The sequence below is a fragment of the Mycoplana sp. 10N416 genome (genome assembly GCF_056394765.1).
Genome location: NZ_JBFTIM010000002.1, coordinates 138783 through 156267, shown reverse-complemented (window position 1 = coordinate 156267; position 17485 = coordinate 138783). Strand labels below are relative to the sequence as shown.

The following is a 17485-nucleotide window of genomic DNA, read 5'->3' as shown; positions in this document are numbered from 1 at the left end:
ACATGGTTGAACTCGCTCTCCCGAAGAACTCGCAGGTCACCGAAGGCAAGGTCTGGCCGAAGCCGGCCGGCGCCACGAACACCCGCGAGTTCCGCGTCTATCGCTGGAGCCCGGACGACGACAAGAATCCGTCGATCGACACCTATTACGTCGACGTCGATGATTGCGGCCCGATGGTGCTCGACGCGCTGCTCTACATCAAGAACAAGATCGATCCGACGCTGACGCTGCGCCGCTCCTGCCGCGAGGGCATCTGCGGCTCCTGCGCGATGAACATCGATGGCACCAACACACTCGCCTGCACCAAGGGCATGGACGAGGTGAACGGCGCCGTGAAGGTCTACCCGCTGCCGCACATGCCGGTGGTGAAGGATCTCGTGCCGGACCTGACGCATTTCTACGCCCAGCATCGTTCGATCGAGCCCTGGCTCAAGACGGTGTCGCCGACGCCGGCCAAGGAATGGCTGCAGAGCCACGAGGACCGCCAGAAGCTCGACGGCCTTTACGAGTGCATCCTGTGCGCTTGCTGCTCGACCTCCTGTCCGAGCTACTGGTGGAACGGCGACCGCTATCTCGGTCCGGCCGTGCTGCTGCAGGCCTATCGCTGGCTGATCGATAGCCGCGATGAGGCCACCGGCGAGCGCCTCGACAATCTCGAGGATCCGTTCCGCCTCTATCGCTGCCACACGATCATGAACTGCGCCCAGGCCTGCCCGAAGGGGCTGAACCCGGCCAAGGCGATCGGCGAGATCAAGAAGATGCTGGTCGAGCGCCGGCTCTGACGGGCGCACTGCTTTGATCCTGAAAATGCCGGGTACCTTGCCCGGCATTTTTGTTTCCCGGCGTATAGTGCCAAGGAAGTCCTTAAGCCCGATGGCTGGACACCGTTTCTGTCTAACGGTTGGCAGATTGCGCTGGGCTCCGGCCAATCCGTCGGCGGAGACTTGATTTAGACTCGCGATTCACGCTAATCCGGCCAAGATTGCTACGTATCGATAGCGTCCGACGCAGCGGCAGGAGTTTCGACATGCGGATTCAACATGTGGCAGGCGGCCTGATGATGGCGCTCGCACTGGCCGGCTGCCAGCGGACTTCGATGAGCGGCATCGACACGCAGCCGGTAACGCCGCTGCAGGCCGCACCGGTTGGCTCCGTATCCTCGGGTCAGTTGCCCGATCCGACGACGAGCACCTCGCAGCAGTTCCCTGATGCGCCGACGACGAATACCGCGATGGCGATGCCGGGTGATGCTTCTGGTGCCGCCGCCGGCGGGCTTGAGGTGAAGAAGGAAGCGATGGTCGGCAACTGGCGGGTCGCCAACGGCCCCACCTCCTGCGACATGTTCCTGACACTGACCAATCTCGGCTCCGGTTCGCGGGGCGGCACGCGCGGCTGCGCCGGCGAGTTGACGCAGATGGGGTCGTGGGAAGTGGCCGGCAGCCAGGTGATCCTGAAAGACCGCAGCGGCAACCCGATCGCCCGGCTCAGCAAGACCGGCGACTCCCGGTTCGAGGGCGCGACTTCCGGCGGGCAGCCGATCAGCCTGTCGCGCTGATCATCGACGACCAACGCATCACGGAGATCGGTTACGGTGCCCATCAAGCAGGATTGGGACGGTGTTTCCGCCTATCCCGAGCACGGTGTCTCCGACAGGCTGACGGCGATGGTAGCGGCGGGCGAGTTGCGCCCCGACCCGCTGCAGACGGCGATGGCGCGGCGGTTCGATGCCCTGCTGGAGGCCATCCAGGCCCAGCGCCCGGCGCGAAAGTCCAGCGCGCTCGGCTGGCTCTTCGCTTCCCGCAAGCCGGAAAAGTCCGCCGTACCCCGCGGGCTCTATATCCATGGCGGTGTCGGTCGCGGCAAGACCATGCTGATGGACCTGTTCTTCGCGCTGGTGCCGATCAAGCGCAAGCGCCGGGCTCATTTCCACGAGTTCATGGCCGATGTTCATGACCGCATCCATCAGCACCGGCAGAAGTTGAAGCGCGGTGAGACGAAGCAGGCCGATCCCGTTCCCCCGGTCGCCGAAAGCCTGATCGCGGAGGCGCGGCTCCTCTGCTTCGACGAGTTTTCCGTCACCGACATCGCCGATGCGATGATCCTGTCGCGCCTGTTCAGCGAGTTGTTCGCGCGCGGCTGCATACTCGTTGCGACCTCGAACGTTGAGCCGGACAATCTCTACAGGGATGGGCTCAATCGCGGCCTGTTTCTGCCTTTCGTCGATCTCCTGAAGAAACACGTCGACATCGTCGCGCTGGATTCGCAGACGGATTACCGCCTGGAGAAGGACGAAGGCCTGCCGGTCTTCCGTTTTCCCCTCGGTCCGGAGGCCGACGAGGCGATGGACCGTGCCTGGCGGCGGGAAACGGCCGACCGGGATGTGGCGCCGACGGCGATCAGCTTTCGCGGGCGCAAGATTGCGATTCCGGCAGCGGGGGGCAGGGTTGCGCGGTTTTCCTTCGCCGACCTCTGCGAAAGACCGCATGGCGCGGCGGACTATCTGGCCGTTCTCAAGCACTACGATACCATTTTCGTCGATCACATCCCCCTCCTCGGACCGGACCGCCGAAATGAGACGAAGCGTTTCATCAACCTGGTCGACACGATCTACGATCACGGCGCGCGTCTTTTTGCGTCCGCTGCCGCCGCGCCAGAAAACCTGCTGGTGGCGAAGAGGGGGACGGAAGGGTTCGAGTTCGACCGCACGGTTTCGCGGCTGATCGAGATCCGCAGCGTGGAGTATGCCGAAAGCCATCGTCAACGGATGGCCGAATTGTGACGAATTTGCAGCCGTAATTCTTACGTGAACGTAAGAAATTTTACTTCTAACCGATTGAAATATCTCACGCCAAAAGTAGTGATTGATCTTCCAGCCGTTGGGCGCTATTGCGTTTTGCCGGACGGTTGGGCGTTTGCGGCGCCGACCTTTCGAACTTAGATCGCAAAGGAAGCACTTTCATGGCGCGCAAGAAGATCGCACTTATTGGTTCTGGAATGATCGGTGGCACGCTGGCCCATCTGGCCGGCCTCAAGGAACTGGGCGACATCGTCCTGTTCGACATTGCCGACGGCATCCCCCAGGGCAAGGGCCTCGACATCGCCCAGTCGTCCCCGGTCGAGGGCTTCAATGCTTCGCTCACCGGCGCCAGCGACTACGCGGCGATCGAAGGCGCGGACGTCTGCATCGTCACCGCCGGCGTCGCCCGCAAGCCCGGCATGAGCCGCGACGACCTCCTCGGCATCAACCTCAAGGTCATGGAACAGGTCGGCGCCGGCATCAAGAAGTATGCCCCGAACGCCTTTGTCATCTGCATCACCAACCCGCTCGACGCGATGGTCTGGGCGCTGCAGAAGTTCTCCGGCCTGCCGAAGAACATGGTCGTCGGCATGGCCGGCGTGCTGGATAGCGCCCGCTTCCGCCTGTTCCTCTCCGAGGAATTCAAGGTCTCCGTCCAGGACGTCACCGCGTTCGTGCTTGGCGGCCACGGCGATACCATGGTGCCGCTCGCCCGCTACTCCACCGTTGCCGGCATTCCGCTGACCGACCTCGTCAAGATGGGCTGGTGCACGCAGGAACGTCTCGACCAGATCATCCAGCGCACCCGTGACGGCGGCGCCGAGATCGTCAGCCTGCTGAAGACCGGTTCGGCCTACTATGCTCCGGCTGCCTCGGCGATCGAAATGGCCGAGTCCTACCTGAAGGACAAGAAGCGCGTCCTGCCGGTTGCCGCTCACCTGTCCGGCCAGTACGGCGTCAAGGACATGTATGTCGGCGTCCCGGTCGTTCTCGGTGCCGGCGGTGTTGAGCGCATCGTCGAGATCGACCTCAACAAGAACGAGAAGGAAGCCTTCGACAAGTCGGTCGGCGCCGTCGCCGGTCTTTGCGAAGCCTGCATCAACATCGCTCCGGCGCTGAAGTAATCCGCTTCGGCGAATAGAGAGGTTTTTTCCATGAACATTCACGAATATCAGGCGAAAGCTCTTCTGAAGAGCTATGGCGCACCGGTCGCCGAAGGCGTTGCCATCCTCAAGGTCGAAGAGGCCGAGGCTGCTGCCAAGAAGCTCCCCGGTCCGCTCTACGTGGTCAAGAGCCAGATCCACGCCGGTGGCCGCGGCAAGGGCAAGTTCAAGGAACTCGGTCCCGACGCCAAGGGCGGCGTTCGCCTGGCGAAGTCGATCGATGAGGTCGTTGCCCACGCCAAGGACATGCTCGGCAACACGCTGGTGACGGCTCAGACCGGTGATGCCGGCAAGCAGGTCAACCGCCTCTACATCGAAGACGGCGCCGACATTGCCCGCGAGCTCTATTGCTCGCTGCTGGTCGACCGTTCGGTCGGTCGCGTTGCCTTCGTCGTCTCGACCGAAGGCGGCATGGACATCGAGGCCGTCGCTCACGACACGCCGGAGAAGATCCATACGATCGCCATCGATCCGGAAACCGGCGTTACGGCTGACGACGTCGCCAAGATCTCCAAGGCTCTCGAGCTGTCGGGTGCGGCTGCCGAAGACGCCAAGTCGCTCTTCCTGGCGCTCTACAAGGCCTTCAACGAGAAGGACATGGCGCTGCTCGAGATCAACCCGCTGATCGTCATGCAGAACGGCCACCTGCGCGTCCTCGACGCCAAGGTCTCCTTCGACGGCAACGCGCTGTTCCGGCACGACGACGTCAAGGCCCTGCGCGACGAGACTGAAGAAGATGCCAAGGAAATCGAGGCCTCCAAGTGGGATCTCGCCTACGTGGCGCTCGACGGCAACATCGGCTGCATGGTCAATGGCGCCGGTCTCGCCATGGCGACCATGGACATCATCAAGCTCTACGGCAAGGAGCCGGCCAACTTCTGCGACGTCGGTGGCGGCGCCGGCAAGGACAAGGTCGCTGCGGCCTTCAAGATCATCACGGCCGACCCCAAGGTCGAAGGCATTCTCGTCAACATCTTCGGCGGCATCATGAAGTGCGATGTCATCGCCGAGGGCGTTGTCGCGGCCGTTCAAGAAGTCGGTCTGAAGGTTCCGCTCGTCGTGCGCCTTGAAGGCACGAATGTCGAGCTCGGCAAGAAGATCCTGAACGAGTCGGGTCTGGCGATCACGGCGGCAGACGATCTTGACGACGCTGCCAAGAAGATCGTCGCTGCGATCAACGGCTAATTGAAGGACCTGTACTCATGTCGATTCTCGTCAACAAGAACACCAAGGTCCTCGTTCAGGGCCTGACCGGCAAGACCGGCACCTTCCATACCGAGCAGGCGCTGGCCTACTACGGCACCCAGATGGTCGGCGGTATCCATCCCAAGAAGGGCGGCGAAACCTGGACCGGCTCCAAGGGCGAAGCCCTGCCGATCTTCGCGTCCGTTGCCGAAGGCAAGGAAAAGACCGGCGCCGACGCGACCGTGATCTACGTTCCGCCGGCAGGCGCCGCGGATGCGATCATCGAAGCGATCGATGCGGAGATCCCGTTCATCACCTGCATCACCGAAGGTATTCCGGTGATGGACATGGTCCGCGTGAAGGCTCGCCTCGACCGCTCCAAGTCCCGCCTTCTCGGTCCGAACTGCCCGGGCATCCTGACGCCGGAAGAATGCAAGATCGGCATCATGCCCGGTTCGATCTTCCGCAAGGGTTCGGTCGGCATCGTTTCCCGTTCGGGCACGCTGACCTATGAGGCTGTCTTCCAGACCACCAACGAAGGCCTCGGCCAGACCACGGCCGTCGGCATCGGCGGCGACCCGGTCAAGGGCACCGAGTTCATCGACGTGCTCGAGATGTTCCTCGCCGACGAAGCCACCCAGTCGATCATCATGATCGGCGAGATCGGCGGCTCGGCGGAAGAAGATGCGGCGCAGTTCCTCAAGGACGAAGCCAAGAAGGGCCGCAAGAAGCCGATGGCCGGCTTCATCGCCGGGCGCACCGCGCCGAAGGGCCGCACGATGGGCCACGCCGGCGCTGTCGTTTCCGGCGGCAAGGGCGATGCTGAATCGAAGATCGCGGCGATGGAATCGGCGGGCATCCGCGTCTCGCCGTCGCCGGCTCGTCTCGGCACGACCCTGGTCGAAGTCCTCAAGGGCTGAAACGATCGCTTGGGCGGCCGGCACTGAGCCGGCCGTTCCATGAAGGTCGCCCGGGCCCCGCCGTTGCGAGGGGCCGGGCGGGCATTTCCCCCGGAAGGACGGGGGTGGATTTTAGTCAGGAGGCGGGCGCGGCGCCCGCGAGTGGCACATGGAAAGACAAGACGCCAACGAACAGTTTCAGGTAACGTCGTTCCTCGACGGCGCCAACGCCAACTACATCGAACAGCTCTATGCCCGTTTCGAGCAGGACCCGTCTTCGGTGTCGCCGGAATGGCAAGGCTTCTTCAAGGGCCTGGGCGACCAGCCCGCCGACATCCAGAAGGCGGCGCAGGGCGCGTCCTGGAAGAAGTCGAACTGGCCGATCGCTGCCAATGGCGAGCTCGTATCGGCCCTCGACGGCGACTGGGGCACGGTCGAAAAGGCGATCGAAAAGAAGGTCAAGGCGAAGGCTGAAGCGGTGGCCGTGCAAACCGGCGCGCCGGTCAGCGCAAGTGAGGTCGAGCAGTCGACCCGCGATTCCGTTCGCGCCATCATGATGATCCGCGCCTATCGCATGCGCGGCCACCTGCACGCCAATCTCGATCCGCTCGGTCTGGCCGATCCGGTCGACGACTACAACGAGCTTTCCCCTTCTGCCTACGGCTTCACGGAAGCCGATTATGACCGCAAGATCTTCATCGACAACGTGCTGGGCCTCGAATACGCGACGGTCCCGCAGATGATCGAGATCCTGAAGCGCACCTATTGCTCGACGCTCGGCGTCGAGTTCATGCACATCTCCGATCCGGAAATCAAAGCCTGGATCCAGGCCCGTATCGAGGGGCCGGACAAAGGCGTCGACTTCACGCCGGAAGGCAAGAAGGCCATCCTCTCCAAGCTGATCGAGTCGGAAGGCTTCGAGCAGTTCATCGACGTCAAGTACAAGGGCACGAAGCGGTTCGGTCTCGACGGCGGCGAGTCTCTGATTCCGGCGCTGGAGCAGCTGATCAAGCGCGGCGGCCAGCTCGGCCTGAAGGAGGTCGTGCTCGGTATGGCCCATCGTGGCCGCCTGAACGTGCTCTCGCAGGTGATGGCCAAGCCGCACCGGGCGATCTTCCACGAGTTCAAGGGCGGCTCCTACGCCCCGGATGATGTCGAAGGCTCCGGCGACGTGAAGTACCACCTCGGTGCTTCCTCCGACCGCGAGTTCGACAACAACAAGGTCCACCTGTCGCTGACGGCGAACCCGTCACACCTCGAGATCGTCAACCCGGTCGTCATGGGCAAGGCGCGCGCCAAGCAGGACCAGATGGCGACGATCTTCGAGGGCGACATCATTCCGCTGCGCGAGCGCGTCAAGGTGATGCCGCTGCTGATCCACGGCGACGCTGCCTTCGCGGGGCAGGGCGTGATCTCGGAGATCCTCGGCCTTTCCGGCCTGCGCGGCTATCGCGTCGCCGGTACCGTCCACGTCATTATCAACAACCAGATCGGCTTCACAACGAACCCGGCCTTCTCGCGTTCGTCGCCTTATCCGTCTGACGTCGCCAAGATGATCGAGGCGCCGATCTTCCACGTCAACGGCGACGATCCGGAGGCGGTTGTCTACGCGGCGAAGATTGCGACCGAATACCGGATGAAGTTCCACAAGCCGGTCGTCATCGACATGTTCTGCTACCGCCGCTTCGGGCACAACGAAGGCGACGAGCCGGCGTTCACGCAGCCGAAGATGTACAAGGCGATCCGCGCCCACAAGACGGTCGTGCAGCTCTATGCGGAGCGGCTGGTCGGCGAGGGCCTGATCACCGACGGTGAAGTCGAGAAGATGAAGGCCGACTGGCGCGCCAAGCTCGAGCAGGAGTTCGAAGCCGGCCAGTCCTACAAGCCGAACAAGGCCGATTGGCTGGACGGCCTCTGGTCGGGCCTGCGCGCCGCCGACAATGCCGACGAGCAGCGCCGCGGCAAGACGTCGTTTCCGATGAAGCAACTGAAGGAGGTCGGCCGCAAGCTTTCGACCATTCCGGAGGGGTTCAAGGCACACCGCACCATCCAGCGGTTCATGGACAACCGCGCCCAGATGATCGAGTCTGGCGAAGGCCTGGATTGGGCCATGGCCGAGGCGCTCGCCTTCGGCACGCTCTGCCTCGACGGCCACAAGATCCGCCTTTCCGGTCAGGACTGTGAGCGCGGCACCTTCTCGCAGCGCCATTCCGTCCTGTACGATCAGGAGACCGAAGACCGCTTCATTCCGCTGGCCAACCTTTCGCCGAACCAGGCACGGTTCGAGGTCATCAACTCGATGCTCTCGGAAGAAGCGGTGCTGGGCTTCGAGTACGGTTACTCGCTGGCGCGTCCGAACGCGCTAACGCTCTGGGAAGCGCAGTTCGGCGACTTCGCCAACGGCGCCCAGGTCGTGTTCGACCAGTTCATCTCGTCGGGCGAACGCAAGTGGCTGCGCATGTCGGGTCTCGTCTGCCTGCTGCCGCACGGTTACGAGGGCCAGGGTCCGGAGCACTCCTCCGCCCGCCTCGAGCGGTTCCTGCAGCTTTGCGCGGAAGACAACATGCAGGTCGCATACTGCACGACGCCGGCAAACTATTACCACATCCTCCGTCGCCAGATGCGCCGTGATTTCCGCAAGCCGCTGATCCTGATGACGCCGAAGTCGCTGCTGCGCCACAAGCGGGCCGTCTCCAGCCTGTCGGAACTCGCCGGCGAAAGCTCGTTCCACCGACTGTTGTGGGACGATGCCGAGGTGATCAAGGACGGTCCGATCAAGCTGCAGAAGGATGCCAAGATCCGGCGCGTCGTCATGTGCTCGGGCAAGGTCTACTACGACCTGCTCGAGGAGCGTGAGAAGCGCGGCATCGACGACGTCTACCTGCTGCGTCTGGAGCAGCTCTATCCATTCCCGGCCAAGGCGCTGATCAACGAGCTGTCACGCTTCCGCAATGCGGAGATGGTCTGGTGCCAGGAAGAGCCGAAGAACATGGGCGCCTGGTCGTTCATCGATCCGTACCTGGAATGGGTCCTTGCCCACATCGATGCCAAGCACCAGCGCGTCCGCTACACCGGCCGTCCGGCGTCGGCCTCGCCGGCAACGGGTCTGATGTCCAAGCATCTTGAACAGCTGGCCGCATTCCTCGAGGATGCGCTCGGCGGTTGAGGAAGGGGGACGCGATGGCATATTTTCATTTGAAACTGCTGCCGCCGCGTCCAAGCTTTCCCCATGATGCAAGCGAGAAGGAGATGGAAGCCATGAACCGGCACGCCGCCTACTGGCGCGAGAAGGCCGCGGCAGGAACGGCAATCGCCGTTGGCCCGGTCTTCGAGCCCGAGGGCGCCTGGGGCATGGCGGTGATCGAGGTCGAGGACAAGGCGGCGGCTCAGGCCGTGGCCGACAACGATCCGGTCATCCTCGCCGGCCTCGGCTTTCATTTCCGCATCGCGCCTATGCCCTCCCTGATCCTCCGGCCATGAGGCCGGATCCGCCCAAGAATTCAACCATTCAACATTTCAGGACTTGAACAATGGCTACTGAAATCCGCGTCCCGACCCTCGGTGAATCCGTCAGCGAAGCCACCGTTGGCACCTGGTTCAAGAAGGTCGGCGACGTCGTCAAGGCTGACGAACCGATCGTCGAGCTCGAAACCGACAAGGTGACCGTCGAAGTGCCGGCACCGGCCTCCGGCGTGCTTTCCGAGATCCTCGCCGCCAACGGCGAGACCGTCGGCCTCGGCGCGCTGCTCGGCCAGATCGCCGAAGGCGCTTCTGCCGGCGCTGCTGCGCCCGCCGCCAAGGCGGCCGAACCTGCCGCTGCCGCCCCGGTTGCGGCTGCTGCAGCCGCGTCCACCATGTCGCCGGCGCCGGCCGCCGCCAAGATGCTCGCTGAAAAGAACCTGTCGGCTGACCAGGTCGATGGTTCCGGCAAGCGCGGCCAGGTGCTGAAGGGCGACGTGATCACTGCCGTCGCCAAGGGCATTTCGGTTCCGTCCACGCCCGCCGAGCCGGTCAAGATCCAGGCGCGTGCCCCGTCGTCGGAAGCCGACGCGCCGCGCGAGGAACGCGTGAAGATGACGCGCCTGCGCCAGACGATCGCACGGCGCCTGAAGGATGCGCAGAACACCGCCGCGATGCTGACCACCTATAACGAGGTGGATATGAAGGCGGTGATGGACCTGCGCAGCCGCTACAAGGACATCTTCGAGAAGAAGCACGGCGTCAAGCTCGGGTTCATGGGCTTCTTTACCAAGGCCGTCACTCACGCGCTGAAGGAATTGCCGGCCGTCAACGCCGAGATCGACGGCACGGACATCATCTACAAGAACTTCTGCCACGTCGGCGTCGCCGTCGGCACCGACAAGGGCCTTGTCGTCCCGGTCGTGCGTGATGCCGACCAGATGTCGATCGCCGAGATCGAGAAAGAAATCGGCCGCCTCGGCAAGGCAGCCCGTGATGGTCAGCTCTCGATGGCCGACATGCAGGGCGGCACCTTCACCATCTCCAACGGCGGCGTCTATGGATCGCTGATGTCCTCGCCGATCCTGAACGCGCCGCAGTCGGGTATCCTCGGCATGCACAAGATCCAGGAGCGCCCGGTCGTCGTCGGCGGCCAGATCGTCATCCGCCCGATGATGTATCTCGCGCTTTCCTACGACCACCGGATCGTCGACGGCAAGGAAGCCGTCACCTTCCTCGTGCGCGTCAAGGAAAGCCTGGAAGATCCGGAGCGCCTGGTTCTGGATCTCTAAGGACGGATCACCATGGACGCAGCAGCGCTCGCCGCCTCACCCTTCGTCACGCTCGTGGCGTGGAGCGCGGCGCTGCTCGTCCTTCAGGTTGCGCTGCAAGGCTTTTTCTCAACGGTGGAGTTGGGCGCCGAATGGAATGCGGGCCCGCGCGATGTGGAGCGCAAGCCTTCCGGCGCGCTTGCCGGCCGCGCGGCCCGAGCCTCGGCGAACCTGCGCGAAACGTACCCGGCCTTCGTCGGCCTGGCACTTTCCCTTGCCGTTGCCGGGGACCCGTCGGGATGGGGCTATCGCGGCGCTCTGATCTGGTTTGCCTGCCGCATCCTCTATCTGCCGCTCTATCTGGCGGGTATTGCCTATATCCGCTCACTGGTATGGCTCGGCGCTCTTGTCGGGCTTTTCTGCATGTTCGCCGCCCTCGTCCTCTGATCGACGGAGACCTGAGATGCATACCTATCTGATCGAGCTTGCCTCCCTGATGGCGATCTTCTTCTTCGGGATCATCTCGCCCGGGGCGGACTTCGCCATGGTCTTGCGCCAGTCCATCGTCCACGGTCGCCGGTCGGCGATCATCACCTCGTTCGGCATCGGCACCTCGCTGATGGTCCACGTCACCTACACGATCCTTGGGCTGGGGCTGATCATTTCCCAGTCGATCTATCTCTTCAACATCGTCAAATGGTGTGGCGTCGCCTATCTCGTCTATATCGGCATCAAGGCGTTGCGCGCCGGCAAGACCGAAATTGACCCCGGGATGGGCACCGCCCTCACCCCCGCCAAGCGCCAGTCGGCGCCCAAGGCGTTCGGCCTCGGTTTCATGGCCAATGTGCTCAACCCCAAGGCCGTGTTCTTCTTCCTGTCGATCTTCTCGACCGTCGTCAACGCACACACGCCGATGGTGGTGAAATTCGGCTATGGGCTTGTCATGGCCGCCTCCCTGATCCTCTGGTTCGTCGGCGTCTCGTTGTTCATGACCACACCGAGGATGCGCGCCGCTTTCTCGCGCGCCAGCCAGTGGATCGACCGCATCAGCGGCGTCGTCTTCATTGGGCTCGGCATCAAGCTTGCAACGGAACGGGCGGTCTAGCTCATGGTCACTCGATCCCTGCTGGTTTCCACGGCGTTGTCGGCCTGCGTGGCGAATACTGCTCTCGCGGAAGAGTGCAAGCAGGAACGGGCGGTCTACGCGGATCGCGACGGTGCCTATGAACTTGCCTTCGAGCCCGTCGGTTCGGAGGCTGCGGCCATCACGCATCGTTTCAAGGTGAAGGCCGTGAAGGGCGAGCTCGTGCTCGACGGTCACATCATGATGGGTGACGAGGTGGTCCGCTCCATCGGCATGGTCATGCACAACTGCCCGGAAGGGGACGTGACCGGCGAGGAGATTGCCGCCTGCACCGTTTGGCAGGGAATTGTCTATCCGCTGGATCAGGCCGGAACACCCGCCGAACTGGTCCCGGCCGAAGGAGAAGGTGCCGCACAACGCCTGCTGTTCGCCGGCATCGGCCCAGCATTGCGCTTTTCCAATGCCTGGGACGAAGGAAAGCTCTCCGTCGCTCCGTGGGACGTCCTGACCTACAAGGGCTGCGCACAATGACCGATCATCGCGTGCTTCTCGTTACCGGCGGAAGCCGGGGCATCGGTGCCAGCGTCTGTCGGCTTGCCGCGGCGGCCGGTTGGCAGGTTGCGGTCAACTATGCGTCGAATGCGGCTGCGGCGGACGCGGTCGTTGCCGAGATCCGTGCCGCCGGTGGCTCGGCGGTGGCGATCGAAGGCGATGTCGGCACCGAAGTGGGACTCGCCTCGATCTTCGCAGCGGTGGACGCGACCTTCGCCCGCCTCGACGGTCTGGTCAACAATGCCGGCATCGTCGGCCATCCCGCCCGCGTCGATGAGATTTCCATCGAGCGCCTCGATCGCATGTTCGCCGTCAATGTCATCGGCTCGATCCGTTGTGCGCAGGAAGCCGTGCGGCGCATGTCCACGCGCCACGGCGGCCGGGGCGGGGCGATCGTCAATGTCTCCTCCGTGGCGTCATTGCTTGGCTCGGCCGGGCAATATGTCGACTACGCCGCCACCAAGGGCGCGATCGACAGCTTCACGATCGGGCTAGCGCGCGAAGTCGCCACCGAAGGCATTCGCGTCAATCTCGTCCGGCCCGGCATCATCGACACAGACATTCACGCATCGGGCGGGCTGCCGGACAGGGCGCGCGACCTGGCTTCGACAATTCCGTTGCAACGTCCGGGTTCGCCCGATGAAGTTGCGCAATCGATTCTCTATCTGCTTTCAGACGCGGCCTCCTATGTGACGGGTGCCGCTCTCAACGTCAGCGGCGGCCGGTAGCCGTCGCCCTCAGGAAGGACATTTCATGGCATATGATCTCGTTGTTATCGGTTCGGGTCCTGGCGGCTACGTCTGCGCCATCAAGGCGGCGCAGCTCGGCCTGAAGGTCGCGGTCGTTGAAAAGCGCGCGACCTATGGCGGCACCTGCCTCAACGTCGGCTGCATCCCCTCCAAGGCGCTGCTGCATGCCTCCGAGATGTACAGCCACGCCGCCCACGGCATGGATGCGCTCGGCATCGAGGGCCTGGCACCGAAGCTGAACCTCGAGAAGATGATGGGTCACAAGGACGCGACGGTGAAGGCCAACGTCGACGGCGTCGCCTTCCTGTTCAAGAAGAACAAGATCGATGCCTTCCAGGGTACCGGCAAGGTACTTGGCGCAGGCAAGGTCGGCGTCGCCAACGACAAGGGCGAGGAGCAGGTACTCGAAACGAAGGCGATCGTCATTGCCACGGGCTCGGATGTTGCCGGCATTCCGGGCGTTCCGGTCGATATCGATGAGAAGGTGATCGTCTCGTCCACGGGTGCGATCGCGCTCGACAAGGTGCCGCAGAACCTCGTCGTCGTCGGCGGCGGCGTGATCGGGCTCGAACTCGGTTCGGTCTGGCAGCGCCTCGGCGCCAAGGTCACTGTCGTCGAATACCTCGACACCATCCTCGGCGGCATGGACGGCGAGGTTTCCAAGCAGTTCCAGCGCATGCTCGCCAAGCAGGGCATGGACATCAAGGTCGGCGCCAAGGTGACGGCGGTCGAAAAGTCTGCCACCGGCGCGAAGGTCACCTATGAGCCGGTCAAGGGCGGCGAGGCGACGACGATCGAAGCCGACGTCGTGCTGATCGCCACCGGCCGCAAGCCCTACACCGAAGGTCTTGGGCTTGCCGAGGCCGGCGTTGCGATGGACAAGCGTGGCTTCGTCGAGATCGACGGCCACTTCCAGACGACCGTTAAGGGCGTTTATGCGATCGGCGACGTCGTGCGCGGCCCGATGCTGGCGCACAAGGCCGAGGACGAAGGCGTCGCGATCGCCGAGATCCTCGCGGGCCAGGCCGGTCACGTGAACTATGACGTCATTCCGGGCGTCGTTTATACCCAGCCGGAAGTCGCCTCCGTCGGCAAGACCGAAGAAGAGCTGAAGGCGGCAGGCGTTGCCTACAAGGTCGGCAAGTTCCCGTTCACCGCCAACGGCCGTGCCCGCGCCATGCTCGTCACCGACGGTTTCGTGAAGATCCTTACGGACAAGGAAACCGATCGCGTGCTCGGCGGCCACATCGTCGGCTTCGGCGCCGGCGAGATGATCCACGAGATCGCCGTCCTGATGGAGTTCGGTGGCTCGGCGGAAGACCTCGGCCGCACCTGCCATGCCCATCCGACCATGTCGGAAGCGGTGAAGGAAGCAGCACTCGCCGCCTTCTTCAAGCCGATTCACATGTGAAAACGCAAACGGCAGATTAAATTTTGTCCACCTTGGAAACCGCGGCTTGCCGAACAAGCCGCGGTTTTTATGTTCAGGATGTTGATAAAGCTAACATCTTGATAAAAGGCAAGAAAATGCAATCTGCAGCTGTTTTGTCCTATTCGGTGCCACAGCGTCTTGTTCACTGGCTGATGGCCGCCCTCATCCTTTTCAACCTCCTCTTTGCCGAGGACATGGAAAAGCTCTGGCGTGTGGTGCGTGACGGCGGGACCCCGACCGCAGACCAGGTTTCGGCGGCCAATATCCACGCCTATGTCGGCATCGCCGTCCTCTGCCTTGCCGTCCTGCGGATCCTGCTGCGCCTGGCGCAGGGGGCACCAGATGCTCCGGCAGAGGAGCCACCGCTTTTCAAGACGGCGGCCAAGGTCGTGCACGTGACGTTCTATCTGCTCTTTTTTGCCCTGCCGCTCAGCGGAATCGCCGCCTATTATTTCGGGATCGGCGGTGCGGCGCTGCCGCATGGGGGGCCGCTGAAACTGGCCATGTGGATCCTGATCGTCGTGCACGTCGCCGCGCTGTTCGTCCACCAGTTCCACTGGAAGACCGCGGTCGCGCAACGCATGACGAAGGGCTGACCTGCGGGCAGTCCCAAACGGGGGGCGGCCGAGGCCTGCTACTTGCCGACTGCGGTCAGGGTAAAGCCCTTGTTCCGCAGCAATTCGATCACCCCCTGATTGCCCGGCAGGTGAAGCGCACCGACGGCGATGAAGATGTTGCCGCCGGCCAGGATGGGGACTGCGCGCTCAGCCATGCGGTGGTTGCGGTCGATGATGATGCGCTGCTCGAAATCGGCATAGGCGTCGGCGTCGTCTTCGCCCTCCGGTACGGCCGCCCGCATCATCGGCATGATCATGCCGGTCTCGCCGGCCAGGTAGAGCTGGCTCATGGTCTCGATGACATCGTCGATGCCGTCGCCGAGCTCGACGGTCTGGACGAGGCCGGCCAGCTGCGGCTCGATCGGCAGCGCGTCAAGAGCCGTGATCTGTTCGAGCAGCGTTTCCAGCCCCTTGAGGGTCTTGCCTTTGGCAACGGCCTCCTTTGCCAGCTTTTGGTCAAGGAAAGCCGCACCGGCCTGCTTGCGCGCCATTTCGCAGGCCGGCAGCGCCACAAAACTCGCGATCATCCAGGGCTTCATCCGCGAGACGGCGGCGAGCGACAGGCCTCGCGCTTTCAACCCCGCGGCAAGGATTGTCGCGTCCTTCTCGCCGAGCAGGCCGGTGATCGTGCGTCCGTCCGTAAACATCGTCAGGTCCGGTCGCGCAAGCAGGGCGGTGCTCGCTTTGCGCTCGTCGGCGATCTCGTCGGATTCGACGACGACCGTCCCGGCATTCTCGTAGGCGGCGCTTGCGCCGTCCGGCATGGCGAGCACGCGCGGGTCGGTCACGTGCATGGTGCCGAGCAGGTAGGACGGGGCGATACCCGCTTTCTCGATTTTCCAGAAGATACCTTCGCCGTTTGGCGTCGCTTTTGCTTCCGCAACCAGCTTGTCATAGCCCGCCGGGTCGCTTGCTTGCATCCTTGCCAGCAGGTTCTCCCCGCCGCAGGCCGGCTCCTCGGCGGCACTTGCCGGGGAAAGCGACAGCAGGACGGAAAAGAACAGCACGGCGGCGAGGACGTGCAGCGTTGCCACGAGCCAGAGGGCCGTGTCCGCCAGGCGATCGAGGATATGGTCCCGTGCCGGTTGAAGGAAACGATTCATCAGCTTTCGGCTCCCAGCGATTTCAGTCTGAAACTAGCGGCGGAGCCCTCACAATCCCTTAACGGGACCACTTGTGGCAGGTCGGCGCGGCGATTGCGTGGCAATTCCGCACCGGGCGAGCTGAGCGTCGATTGATATCAGGCGCGCGGATGCGCCTTGTCGTAGATTTCGAGCAGTCTGGCCGAATCCACCCCGGTATAGACCTGGGTGGTCGAAAGGCTGGCGTGGCCAAGCAATTCCTGGATCGTGCGCAGGTCGCCGCCGCCGGCGAGCAGATGCGTGGCGAAGGAGTGGCGGAGCGCATGGGGCGTGGCGCTGTCCGGCAGGCCGAGGGCGCCGCGCATTTTCTGCATCTCGCGCTGAATGATGGCCGCCAGCAAAGGGCCGCCGCGAGCGCCACGAAAAAGCGGCTGGTCGTTGGCGAGCGGGTAGGGACAGAGGCGGACGTAATCCTCGACACCGGTGCGGGCGGCCGTGAGCAGCGGCACGATGCGGGTCTTGCCGCCCTTGCCAGTGATGCGCAGCGAATTCGTGCCGGCGGCGAAGTCGTCCGGCGTAAGCGACAGGGCTTCAGAGATGCGGAGCCCGCAACCGTAGAGGAGCGTCAGCACGGCGGCGTTGCGGACGCTGATCCAGGGCTCCTCGGCCAGCTGCGCGCCGGCATCGACAACGGAGAGCGCCTGCTGGTCAGTCAGCGGCTTGGGCAGTGATTTCGGCTGCTTCGGCGAACGAATCGCCACCGCACCCGCCGCATTGGCGAGGCCTTTGCGCTCGAGATGGCGCAGGAAGGAACGCAAGCCGGCCAGGCCCCGCCCCAGCGTGCGGGCGCCGACCCCGTCACGCCGCCGGGCCGCCAGAAAGCCGCGCAGGTCGGCGGGTCGCAAGTTGTCTATGTCCTTCAGACGGGCCGGAGCGGCGAGGTGGCCCGTCAGGAAGGCAAGGAACTGGCGCGTGTCACGCTCATAGGCGTCCAGCGTATTGTCTGAAAGGCGGCGCTCTTGAGCGAGCGTGGCAAGCCAGGCCGTGCGTTCCTCCAGCAGCGCCTGGTCGGCAATGATGAGCAGTTGATCCATCGATATCCATTCCCTGTCGGGCCATCCTGCGGTCACGCGGTTAGGGATTTGCTAACATTGACTTCGCAACTGTCACGATTAGATCATATGGAACTGCGATA

Annotated in this window: 17 protein-coding genes; 15 read left to right on the top strand and 2 right to left on the bottom strand. The window is 63.6% G+C overall.

The features are described 5' to 3' along the window. The first annotated feature begins 2 nt into the window (after window positions 1-2). The 15 genes from AC1DDS_RS05045 to AC1DDS_RS04975 all read left to right on the top strand — a co-directional run bounded on the left by AC1DDS_RS05045 (window position 3) and on the right by AC1DDS_RS04975 (window position 15187). A complete protein-coding gene (locus AC1DDS_RS05045; protein ID WP_477477883.1) occupies window positions 3-782 on the top strand; it encodes a succinate dehydrogenase iron-sulfur subunit in 780 nt (259 codons plus the stop codon). Between the two features lie 245 nt (window positions 783-1027). Next, window positions 1028-1555 carry a protease inhibitor Inh/omp19 family protein gene (locus AC1DDS_RS05040; RefSeq protein ID WP_310413114.1) on the top strand — a complete coding sequence of 176 codons (528 nt, stop codon included), beginning with the start codon at window positions 1028-1030 and terminating at the stop codon, window positions 1553-1555. Window positions 1556-1597: 42 nt separating this feature from the next. After that, entirely contained in the window at window positions 1598-2779 is a 1182-nt protein-coding gene (gene zapE, locus AC1DDS_RS05035) for a cell division protein ZapE (protein WP_477478246.1), read from the top strand. 179 nt (window positions 2780-2958) lie between these two features. Then, window positions 2959-3921, top strand: coding sequence for a malate dehydrogenase (gene mdh / locus AC1DDS_RS05030; protein WP_310413109.1), 963 nt, complete (start codon window positions 2959-2961; stop codon window positions 3919-3921). A 30-nt stretch (window positions 3922-3951) separates the two neighbouring features. Next, window positions 3952-5145: an ADP-forming succinate--CoA ligase subunit beta gene (gene sucC / locus AC1DDS_RS05025; protein WP_477477882.1), complete on the top strand. Its 1194-nt coding sequence runs from the start codon at window positions 3952-3954 to the stop codon at window positions 5143-5145. A gap of 17 nt (window positions 5146-5162) precedes the next feature. Next, entirely contained in the window at window positions 5163-6065 is a 903-nt protein-coding gene (gene sucD, locus AC1DDS_RS05020; protein ID WP_477477881.1) for a succinate--CoA ligase subunit alpha, read from the top strand. A gap of 148 nt (window positions 6066-6213) precedes the next feature. Continuing rightward, on the top strand, window positions 6214-9210 hold the full coding sequence (locus AC1DDS_RS05015; protein WP_477477880.1) for a 2-oxoglutarate dehydrogenase E1 component: 2997 nt from the start codon (window positions 6214-6216) through the stop codon (window positions 9208-9210). A gap of 14 nt (window positions 9211-9224) precedes the next feature. Beyond that, window positions 9225-9524: a YciI family protein gene (locus AC1DDS_RS05010; protein WP_477477879.1), complete on the top strand. Its 300-nt coding sequence runs from the start codon at window positions 9225-9227 to the stop codon at window positions 9522-9524. A gap of 50 nt (window positions 9525-9574) precedes the next feature. Next, window positions 9575-10795 carry a 2-oxoglutarate dehydrogenase complex dihydrolipoyllysine-residue succinyltransferase gene (gene odhB, locus AC1DDS_RS05005; protein WP_310413097.1) on the top strand — a complete coding sequence of 407 codons (1221 nt, stop codon included), beginning with the start codon at window positions 9575-9577 and terminating at the stop codon, window positions 10793-10795. 12 nt (window positions 10796-10807) lie between these two features. After that, entirely contained in the window at window positions 10808-11221 is a 414-nt protein-coding gene (locus AC1DDS_RS05000; RefSeq protein WP_477477878.1) for an MAPEG family protein, read from the top strand. A gap of 16 nt (window positions 11222-11237) precedes the next feature. Beyond that, window positions 11238-11879: a LysE family translocator gene (locus AC1DDS_RS04995; RefSeq protein WP_477477877.1), complete on the top strand. Its 642-nt coding sequence runs from the start codon at window positions 11238-11240 to the stop codon at window positions 11877-11879. 3 nt (window positions 11880-11882) lie between these two features. Continuing rightward, window positions 11883-12389: a hypothetical protein gene (locus AC1DDS_RS04990; protein WP_477477876.1), complete on the top strand. Its 507-nt coding sequence runs from the start codon at window positions 11883-11885 to the stop codon at window positions 12387-12389. Further along, window positions 12386-13138, top strand: coding sequence for an SDR family oxidoreductase (locus AC1DDS_RS04985; RefSeq protein WP_477477875.1), 753 nt, complete (start codon window positions 12386-12388; stop codon window positions 13136-13138). Before AC1DDS_RS04990 ends, AC1DDS_RS04985 begins: the two co-directional genes overlap by 4 nt. A gap of 25 nt (window positions 13139-13163) precedes the next feature. Further along, window positions 13164-14570: a dihydrolipoyl dehydrogenase gene (gene lpdA, locus AC1DDS_RS04980; RefSeq protein ID WP_477477874.1), complete on the top strand. Its 1407-nt coding sequence runs from the start codon at window positions 13164-13166 to the stop codon at window positions 14568-14570. Between the two features lie 116 nt (window positions 14571-14686). Then, a complete protein-coding gene (locus AC1DDS_RS04975) occupies window positions 14687-15187 on the top strand; it encodes a cytochrome b (protein ID WP_477478245.1) in 501 nt (166 codons plus the stop codon). Window positions 15188-15225: 38 nt separating this feature from the next. On the opposite strand, the gene AC1DDS_RS04970 is transcribed toward AC1DDS_RS04975, so the two are convergent. Together AC1DDS_RS04970 and AC1DDS_RS04965 are read right to left on the bottom strand one after the other, a co-directional pair. Then, entirely contained in the window at window positions 15226-16311 is a 1086-nt protein-coding gene (locus AC1DDS_RS04970; RefSeq protein ID WP_477477873.1) for a TraB/GumN family protein, read from the bottom strand. Between the two features lie 137 nt (window positions 16312-16448). Then, window positions 16449-17384: a tyrosine recombinase XerC gene (locus AC1DDS_RS04965; RefSeq protein WP_477477872.1), complete on the bottom strand. Its 936-nt coding sequence runs from the start codon at window positions 17382-17384 to the stop codon at window positions 16449-16451. Between the last annotated feature and the right edge of the window lie 101 nt (window positions 17385-17485).